Genomic DNA, 9014 nt, shown 5'->3' with positions numbered 1-9014 from the left:
GCATAAACAATATTTTTATCGCTTATGCCGTCACAATTGTCGTTAAAAAAAATAAGGCCGATACAACTGGTCGCTGTAATTTTCTTTACGGTTTCAGGCGGCCCCTATGGTTTGGAGCCATTGGTATCGTACGCAGGTCAGCATAGCGCGTTACTTATTTTACTGATCACCCCTTTATTATGGGATGTGCCTGCAATATTTACCGTGCTTGAGTTGAACAGCATGATGCCAGTTACCGGCGGCTATTATAAATGGGTAAAACATACCTTAGGCACCCGCTGGGGTTTTTTTGAAGGCTGGTGGACATGGCTTTATACTTTTATCGACCTGGCCATATACCCCGGTTTATTCGTGGTATATGCCTCCTTCTTTTTCCCCTGGCTAATGGACTACCGGATCCCCATCTGCCTGGTTTTCATTTGGCTTTCTGCCTTACTCAATATTTTAGGTATAGTTCCGGTAGGTAAAACATCTTTGATACTGGGCGCGGCGGTGGTAACGCCATTCATCATTTTATTCGTACTGGCTTTTTATCATCATTCGGTTACTACTATTCCAACGCAAACCTTAAAAGGCGTTCCATTTTCATCTCTAGGCATGGCTTTGTATACCGTTATGTGGAATTGCCTTGGCTGGGACAATGTAACCACTTATGCCGAAGAAGTGGAACGACCGGTAAAGTCATATTTATATTCAACATTTGCCGCCTTTGCCCTGGTTATCGTACTGTACTTTTTAATTATCCTTGTTTCGCAGCAAACAGGTATTGATACCGGCAAATTGCAGGAACACGCCTTCCCTGCGGTAGGCGAAGCCATTGGTGGCCACTGGCTGGGGCAACTGATCGCATTAGCCGGCATGGCCAGCACCTTTGGCATCTATGCTGCAGTACTGCTGTCCGTTTCGCGCGTGCCCAAGGTTATGGCGGACGATGACCTTCTCCCCCATTTTTTAAACAAGCAGCACAAACGGTTTTTAAGCCCTTATGTGTCCATCATCACCTGTTCGCTGGTGGTTAGCCTGATGGTACTTTGGCCTTTCGCCGATTTGCTGATCATCGATGTAACCGTTTACGGGGCGGGATTATCTCTTGAGTATATCTCGTTAATAAAATTACGCAAGGTGGCCCCTGATGCCCCCCGGCCTTTTAAAATACCCCTGAGTACCACCGGGCTTTATATGATGGTGCTGCTGCCTTTTGTAGTCTATTTTGTAGCATTGGCTGGCGCTTTTTCATCCACAGAACAAGCCGTTTGGGCCGCCGTTTTTGCCATTGCCGTATTGGCAAGTGCGGAGCTGGTATGGCAGTTAATCTTATGGAAAAAACCACATCATAAAAAAGGGAGGCTGTATTGAGTCCGAAAGTCGGGAAAGTCTGAAAGAAAAAAACATGTTCCTTGACTTGGGACTTTAGACTCCGGACTTAGGACTTAGGACTTTCGCCCGCAAGCTGCCCAAAAAATAGCATTCCTGAAAATAGTTTTGTAAACCTCGCTTTCAAACAAAACCGGCGAATGCCCCATAAAAATGTAAAGGTTTCGTGCTTTAACATTCGGGTTTGTCCAGATGACAGGGTGATCCCCCATTTTAATATCTGAATCAGGCGTGTAGCTTGATTCATCTACACTTGCAATTACATGTACATTTGGCCTCGGGCTTTTATTGTAGGTGTACCACTCTTCTTTTTCAACCATAAATGATGAGGGAACACCTTTCATAACCGGGTGGTATGGGTCTTCAATATTCACTTTGCCTCTGGCAAAGGTGGGGATGTAATTTTTGTAGACGATGTCTCCCATAAAGCCCGAAAACCAATTCCACATGGGGTAACCGTCGAATTCACCCAGCAGGGTAGCATGGTGAAAACCTATCCAGCCGCCGCGACCTTTCGTGATATAATCTTCGAAAGCTTTTACTGCTTTATCCTTCCAGGCGTAGGGAGGGTAATCTAATTGTATAAACAGGTGGTATTTACTTAAAAAAGCCGAGTCTATCAGGTCGGTATTTTGGATGTAATCGATGGTAAAATTGCTATCGGCAGCCAATTTATCCAGCCAGGGTCTGGCCGCTTTGGTATATTCAACATGGTGCCCGCCGTTTTCATACAAAGCGATGACATGAAAGCGGGGCGCTTTTTGCGCTAAGCCTATTGAATGCCCAATAATAATGATTGACACAATTAGCAAAAATATTTTCGATGTCATAACGTCCCGGTTAATGGCACAAGATAAGGCCTTACGCTCTATTTCAAACATCAAATCATAAAGATCGCTTTAGTTTTCTCTTATACCACCTAAATACAGACAGGACAAAAAAATCGGATTCAGCAATAGGAGAACTAAAATAAATCCGACATCGAACATCCGACATTCGAAATAAATGAATAATATTGATTTAGAATTATCAACCAAATGGATAAAGAGTTAAGGAGCAGGCAATGGTTCGGACGGAAAGGCAAAGACGGGTTTATTTACCGGGCCTGGATGAAAAACCAGGGGATCCCGGCGCATGAACTACAGGGCAAACCGGTTATCGGGATATGTAATACATGGTCGGAGCTAACCCCCTGCAATGCCCATTTCAGGGAGCTTGCCGAATCGGTTAAGCATGGTATTTACGAAGCGGGAGGTTTCCCGGTGGAGTTCCCGGTGATGTCGCTGGGCGAAACGCTGATCAAACCAACAGCCATGTTGTACCGAAACCTGGTGAGCATGGATGTGGAGGAATCCATCCGTGCCAACCCGCTTGATGGCGTGGTTTTGCTTTGCGGCTGCGATAAAACTACGCCCGCTCTAATTATGGGGGCTGCAAGTGTCAACCTGCCCACCATTGTGGTTTCGGGTGGCCCGATGCTAACCGGCAAATACAGGGGGCATGATATCAGCACTTCGGATGTTTGGCGATTCTCGGAAGCTTATCGTAGCGGCGCTATGAGCGATGAAGAACTTTTTGTTGCTGAGGCCTGCATGACACGAAGCCGCGGCCATTGCGCAGTAATGGGTACTGCCTCTACCATGGCATGTATGGTGGAATCGCTCGGCCTGAGCCTGCCTGAAAATGCCGCTATCCCGGCGGCTGATTCACGCAGAAAAGTACTGGCGCATTTATCCGGCAGCCGGATCGTTGATATGGTAAACAAAGACCTGAAACTTTCTGATATTTTAACGCGGCAGGCTTTTGAAAATGCCATCACCGTAAATGCGGCCATTGGCGGTTCAACTAATTTTGTGATCCATTTACTGGCAATCGCTGCACGCATCGGCATTGATTTGGATATGGATGATTTTAACAACATCAAAAACATCCCTTTACTGGCAAACCTGCAGCCATCCGGCAAATACTTTATGGAAGACTTTTATTATGCCGGCGGCCTGCCTGTGTTGATGAAAGAATTGCATGGTGTTTTACATCGCGAAAGCATAACTGTCAGCGGAAAACCCATTGAAGAAAATTACCTGAAAAGCGAATGTTTTAACCGGGACATGATAGCGACAATGGAAGAACCTTTTAATGCGCTCGCCGGAATTGTGGTAGTGAAAGGGAACCTTTGTGAAAATGGAGCGGTACTAAAACCGTCAGCAGCCAGTCCGGCTTTAATGAAGCATACCGGCCGTGCCGTGGTATTTGAAAATATTGAAGACTATAAAGCCAAAATTGACGATCCCAATTTAGATGTTGATGAAAGCTGCGTGCTGGTATTGAAAAACGTGGGGCCGAAAGGTTATCCGGGCATGCCCGAAGTTGGCAATATGTCGATCCCGAAAAAGCTGTTGGAGAAAGGCGTTACCGATATGGTACGCATTTCGGACGGAAGGATGAGCGGCACCGGTTTTGGTACCGTAGTACTGCATGTTTCGCCGGAAGCTGCCATTGGCGGCACTTTGGCTATCGTTCAAAATGGGGATATTATTCACCTGGATATAGCCGCAGGCTTATTGCAGGTTGAATTATCAGAAGACGAGATCATCCACAGAAAAACTGAGTTAAAGCCATTTGAAAATTTAACCAGCCGGGGCTATGTATGGCTATACCAAACCCATGTAGAACAGGCACACCTCGGCGCTGATATGGATTTTTTAAAGGGCGGATCGGGTGCCGGGGTATTGAGGGATTCGCATTGAAATTACTTAATATGATGTCATTTCGACCAACGAGAAATATCTTATACGCCTGACATTACCGCCTGCAATGGTGGGATGCAATGTGTTTAAGATTTCTCACTATCGTTCGAAATGACAATTTTTATAGTTCAAATGACAACAAAAAATTTCTCCAATAAAACCGCCATCGTAACGGGCGCGGGCCAGGGCATCGGCTTTGAAATTGCCAGGCAACTGGCGCTTGAGGGTGCCTGGGTATTGATCAATGATATCAATGAAGCACTCGTAAAAAGTGCCGCTGAAAAAATTGCCGGCGAAGGCGGAAACTGTTACGCACTTGCGGGCGATGCTGCGGATCTCGATTTCATTCAGCATATGGTGGATTCAGCCCTGCGGCACTTCGGCGGTGTGGATATTGCGATTGCTAATGCGGGTATTACCTTATTCGGTGATTTTTTAAATTACCCTGTTGAATCGCTGCAAAGTGTGATGCGGTTGAATCTGCAAGGCAGTTTTTTCCTGGCGCAAAAAGCGGCCAATCAAATGATCAAACAGGAAAGCGGTGGCCGTATCTTGTTCATGTCATCGGTTACCGGGCATCAGGCGCACCAGGACCTTGCAGCCTACGGCATGACTAAGGCCGCGCTTGAGATGCTTGCCAAAAGCCTGGTTGTTGAATTATCGCAATATCAGATCACCGTCAATACCGTTGCCCCGGGGGCAACCCTTACCGAAAGAACCCTGGAGGATGCCGGATATAAAAATACATGGTCGCGCATTACACCGATGGGCCGCCCGGCAACTGTGGAGGATGTGGCTAGTGCAGTTTTATTTTTAGTTTCACCGCAGGCCGGGCATATCACCGGGCAAAACATCATTGTTGATGGCGGATGGACAGCGGTAAGCACATCGCCGTATTAACAGTTAACATTAAAATATTGTTAATTTAACTCCTATTGGTTTTGTAGGATATAAAAATATCCTATATTTGCAGCGGTGATAAGATGTAAGCCCGACAGTTTATTCTTCACTAATGCAGGTAGCTGAAAGGCAGCAGCAAAAAAAAGAAATGGTTCGATCCCGTTTCCTGCAGCCTCTTCTCATAATTTAGGTTTATAATTGGTTAGAACGAGCTCCTGCCCATCAGGAGCTCTTCTTTTTTTAAGCATTTTTAATTTAAATATATTTCTTCCCTGTTATACTTTCGCCTGTAATCCTGTGGAGTAAGGCCCGTTATCTTTTTAAACACTTCGCGAAAGGTTTTGATATCATTATACCCGGCATCATACATTAACAGGTTAATGTTCTGGCTCCCTTTTTCGAGTGCCTTTTTGGCGGCTTCAATTTTTACGCGTTGCAAATATTCAAATGGGGTATTTTTTGTCGCCTTTTTAAAACGCCTGATAAAATTGCGCTTGCTCATGTTTGCGCGGTCTGCGATATCGTCAATGGTGAGCGGTAAATGATGATTTTCTTCGATATAAGTCTGCGCTTTCAATATATCGTCATCATTATGTTTGCGCTGGCCTTTAAATACCGAGAAATGCGATTGACTGATCCTGTCCATATCCAGTGAAAACATTTTACTTGCCCAAACACCAACTTCCCTGCCGCAAAACTTATCGATCATATAAAGGATAAGGTTCAGTGATGAAAATGCGCCCCCGCTTGTATAAATCCCTTCCTGGTCCGTGATCACCATATCCGATAGAAAATTAACATCAGGGTACCTGCGTACAATATCTTCCATATCGCTCCAGTGCGCTGTACATGAGCGACCAGGCAACAATCCCGCCTCGGCCAAAAAATAGATACCCGAGCACAAGCTGGCAACCTCTGAGCCGGCCTGGTATTTGGTATTTATCCAGTTGATCAGCTCCTTGTGTTTTGCCAGCATACTATCCCGGTCTCCATAAAATGCGGGAACGATAATCAGGTCAGGTTTCTTTAGCTCTTCGGCCAAACAATAAGTTACGAAAAGCGGGTTAACCGGCAACAAGTCATTACTTGCGTTTTCGCCTGCCAGCATAATTCTAAAAGGCTGGGATTTTCCCGTTTGCTGGAAAAGCCTGTTGGTATGGATAAACATATCCATGGCACCAGTAACTGTCGACAAGGTGGCATCCTCGTGAATAATTAAAGCAATTTCCCTCATGGCAATAAAAATATACCCAAATATAAGGTTTTGGTAGGTAGTGATAAAGTAAATAGTCAGTGATCGGTGGAGAGCACAGCGCTCGTTAATGATGAATTGCAGATAGTGAGCGCTGAGCAGAACTTCTAATTTTCCACTCACCACTCACTATTCACTACTCGCTATTCAACTTAAAGCCGTTTTGGCATATTCGCGGCATTTGATCACTTCTTTAACCGCATCAGAGCCGGCGGGTATTTGGTATTCCTGCTCAATAGTTGCAGGAAATTTGTATCCTTCTTTTTTCATCAGCGCCAAAACTTCTTTTATCGGCGTATCGCCCTGGCCCCACGGCATATTTGGCCCATCGTGAAACTTCCTGTCTTTCAGGTGCATACTGAGTATGCGCTTGTGATTTTTTTGTATAAAATCAATCGGGCTGGTACTGGTTCCTGCAACATAATGGCCGATATCCAGGTTTATCCCGTTGTGGTCGCTCTGGCTTAAAGCGGTGTCCCATAAGGTTGGGGTGGCCTGGGTATGGGCATGGTAACCTACCATCATATCATATTTTTCGGCCAGGTTACCCAGGCGCGCAGTTTGGTTGTCGTCAGGCAACTCAACGGTTACGTGACTGCAGCCCAGCGCTTTGCCTGCATTAAAGGCATAAGCTATCTCCCCGTCAGTGTTATTCGCATTCAAAGCGTTTGGCTTCCACGCATAAATATTTACGCCCGCATCGTTATACATTTTACGAATGGCAACAAAAGAGTCCATCAAAGTACTTTCGCGCCATGCGGCGATCCTTGTTTTGTAGTCGGCACTGTTGTCATACTTAGGCGCTCCGGCGTAAGCTTCTGCTGCGTCTCCCATAAGTTCAATAGCGCTAATATTACAAGTTAAACAATATTGTAATATTTGTTCTATACTGCCGGGCATACTTCTGAAAGAGTACGTTATAACACCAATTTGTACGCCATTTATTTTGGAATTTGGCTTAGCCTTTGCAAAAATTGAATTTGCAAAGGAACTTTTTGAGGCCAGTGCCATGCCAGCGGCAGCAAGCATGCTTGCGCCAATAAACTGACGCCTGGAGACGTTTTGCTTTTTCATGATCAATAAAATGTTAGTTTACAGAATAATTGGTTAACTGTAGAGGCAGATCAAATTTATTGATTAATTATTGGCAAATGAAAGCCTATTATAAAAATAATGTTAATTAATAAATAAAATACAAGGCGACAATTTTACCCTGAGGAAAAATACCGCTAATTAAGTTTCAGTATATTTTGAAAGTTCGATAACAATAGTATATTTGTATATGGAATTACCGGAAGCAAAGCAAAAGTTTATTGAAGCATGGGGCAAATTAGGCTCTGAATGGGGGATCAACCGTACTATGGCCCAGGTGCATGCATTGTTGCTGCTAACTCCGGATGCCTTAACTACCGAAGAAATAATGGAAGCGCTGAGTATATCGCGGGGAAATGTGAATATGACTGTACGCGATCTGATTAACTGGGGCCTGGTTGAAAAGCAACTGCGGGCCGGCGAGCGAAAAGAATATTTTTACGCTGATAAAGACACCTGGAACATTGCCCGGCAGGTAGCCAAAGAGCGCCGTAAACGCGAACTTGACCCTGTAATTAAAATACTAGACGAGCTGGTAAAAGTTGAAGGTGATAAAAAAGACCCAGGCTACAAAACATTTCATAAAACAGTAACCGACATTAATAAACTTGCAAAAAACGTTGATAAAACACTGGAAACAATGATTAAAGCCGACGAAAGCTGGTTTTGGGGATCGATACTGAAGATATTCAAATAAATTTTTTTGATCTAATTTTTCATTTATTACTGAAAATTGAATAAGATATTAAATCAACCAAAAAAAATAACACCATGCTTAAAAAAATATTTACATCCAAAGTAAAAGGGTACATGGTCTCCAATGCTATAGGCATCACTATCATTGCCATTACAAAGTATTTGATAGACAGCAATGGTCCGCCCATTATTATCTTTTCGGAATTTGTTATTATTCCCCTGTTGATGGGGATCATCAGTGCCTGGTTTTGGCAGGATTTGCAGTTACCGAGCCGAAAATTATTGCTGTACTCAGCTTATAACTGTTTACTTGCCATCCTTTTAAGTTATGTCTTTTTAGGTGAAGGGATTATCTGCCTGATCATCGTATCGCCGCTGATATTTTGCTTTGTAATCTCGGGGGCATTTATTGGGCGGGGTTTATACAAAAGGAATAATGATAAACTGAACGTAAGCGTTGTTTTGGCTTTGGCATTTGTTTTTATCGGCGATGCATTTTTCTCGAACCACCAATACGAAAATGAGGTTTCTGACACCATTACCGTACATGCCGCGCCTGGTAAAATATGGAAGAACGTAGTATCTTTTAAAAGGATAGAACAGAAAAACACCTTCTGGTTGTTTAAAATCGGGATGCCGAGCCCTATAGAATCGACGGTTGAAGGTAATTATGTGGGTGCGGGCCGCAAATGTATTTTTAGCAACGGTTATGTTTTTGATGAAAGAATCGCCACTTATGAGCCACGCAAAGACCTCACCTTTGATATTGTAAATCAGCCTAAAGATCCGGAGATAATGAACCATATTGATATAATACGCGGGCAGTTTATATTAAAAGACAATGGCGACGGCACGACACCCCTCATCGGCAACAGCTGGTACAAACTGTATGTATTCCCGGTTTGGTATTACGATATTTGGGCACAAAGCATTACCCGCAACGTTCACTTGCG

At 44.1% G+C, this 9014-nt stretch carries 8 protein-coding genes; 5 read left to right on the top strand and 3 right to left on the bottom strand.

Going from position 1 to position 9014, the window contains the following annotated elements:
- The first annotated feature begins 24 nt into the window (after positions 1 to 24).
- On the top strand, positions 25 to 1356 hold the full coding sequence (locus QZY09_RS07100; protein WP_295670205.1) for an APC family permease: 1332 nt from the start codon (positions 25 to 27) through the stop codon (positions 1354 to 1356).
- 74 nt (positions 1357 to 1430) lie between these two features.
- On the opposite strand, the gene QZY09_RS07095 is transcribed toward QZY09_RS07100, so the two are convergent.
- The gene (locus tag QZY09_RS07095) at positions 1431 to 2204 is read right to left on the bottom strand and encodes a ThuA domain-containing protein (RefSeq protein ID WP_295670203.1); all 774 of its coding nucleotides are present in this window, start codon (positions 2202 to 2204) and stop codon (positions 1431 to 1433) included.
- A gap of 207 nt (positions 2205 to 2411) precedes the next feature.
- On the opposite strand from QZY09_RS07095, the gene QZY09_RS07090 reads away from it, so the two are divergent.
- On the top strand, positions 2412 to 4121 hold the full coding sequence (locus QZY09_RS07090; protein ID WP_295670200.1) for an IlvD/Edd family dehydratase: 1710 nt from the start codon (positions 2412 to 2414) through the stop codon (positions 4119 to 4121).
- 132 nt (positions 4122 to 4253) lie between these two features.
- Positions 4254 to 5021, top strand: coding sequence for an SDR family NAD(P)-dependent oxidoreductase (locus QZY09_RS07085; RefSeq protein ID WP_295670197.1), 768 nt, complete (start codon positions 4254 to 4256; stop codon positions 5019 to 5021).
- A gap of 250 nt (positions 5022 to 5271) precedes the next feature.
- Here QZY09_RS07085 and QZY09_RS07080 read toward each other — a convergent pair whose 3' ends face one another.
- Positions 5272 to 6255, bottom strand: coding sequence for a GlxA family transcriptional regulator (locus tag QZY09_RS07080; protein ID WP_295670194.1), 984 nt, complete (start codon positions 6253 to 6255; stop codon positions 5272 to 5274).
- A 165-nt stretch (positions 6256 to 6420) separates the two neighbouring features.
- Positions 6421 to 7347: a sugar phosphate isomerase/epimerase gene (locus tag QZY09_RS07075; RefSeq protein WP_295670191.1), complete on the bottom strand. Its 927-nt coding sequence runs from the start codon at positions 7345 to 7347 to the stop codon at positions 6421 to 6423.
- A 208-nt stretch (positions 7348 to 7555) separates the two neighbouring features.
- On the opposite strand from QZY09_RS07075, the gene QZY09_RS07070 reads away from it, so the two are divergent.
- Complete coding sequence (locus QZY09_RS07070) at positions 7556 to 8062, top strand: MarR family transcriptional regulator (protein ID WP_295670188.1); 507 nt, start codon at positions 7556 to 7558, stop codon at positions 8060 to 8062.
- 74 nt (positions 8063 to 8136) lie between these two features.
- On the top strand, positions 8137 to 9014 hold an 878-nt coding region (locus QZY09_RS07065), incomplete at its 3' end, for a hypothetical protein (protein WP_295670185.1).

Origin of the sequence: uncultured Mucilaginibacter sp. (assembly GCF_903913935.1) — a bacterium.
Taxonomy (GTDB): domain Bacteria; phylum Bacteroidota; class Bacteroidia; order Sphingobacteriales; family Sphingobacteriaceae; genus Mucilaginibacter.
Note: the sequence above shows the minus strand (reverse complement) of the source record. Positions and strands in the feature narration are given on the sequence as shown.

Bases quoted from the DNA above. Each gene is read 5' to 3' on its own strand.
- QZY09_RS07090 (WP_295670200.1), top strand. From the start codon at position 2,412: ATGGATAAAGAGTTAAGGAGCAGGCAATGGTTCGGACGGAAAGGCAAA.
- QZY09_RS07100 (WP_295670205.1), top strand. From the start codon at position 25: ATGCCGTCACAATTGTCGTTAAAAAAAATAAGGCCGATACAACTGGTC.
- QZY09_RS07095 (WP_295670203.1), bottom strand. From the start codon at position 2,204: ATGACATCGAAAATATTTTTGCTAATTGTGTCAATCATTATTATTGGG.
- QZY09_RS07080 (WP_295670194.1), bottom strand. From the start codon at position 6,255: ATGAGGGAAATTGCTTTAATTATTCACGAGGATGCCACCTTGTCGACA.
- QZY09_RS07070 (WP_295670188.1), top strand. From the start codon at position 7,556: ATGGAATTACCGGAAGCAAAGCAAAAGTTTATTGAAGCATGGGGCAAA.
- QZY09_RS07085 (WP_295670197.1), top strand. From the start codon at position 4,254: ATGACAACAAAAAATTTCTCCAATAAAACCGCCATCGTAACGGGCGCG.
- QZY09_RS07075 (WP_295670191.1), bottom strand. From the start codon at position 7,347: ATGAAAAAGCAAAACGTCTCCAGGCGTCAGTTTATTGGCGCAAGCATG.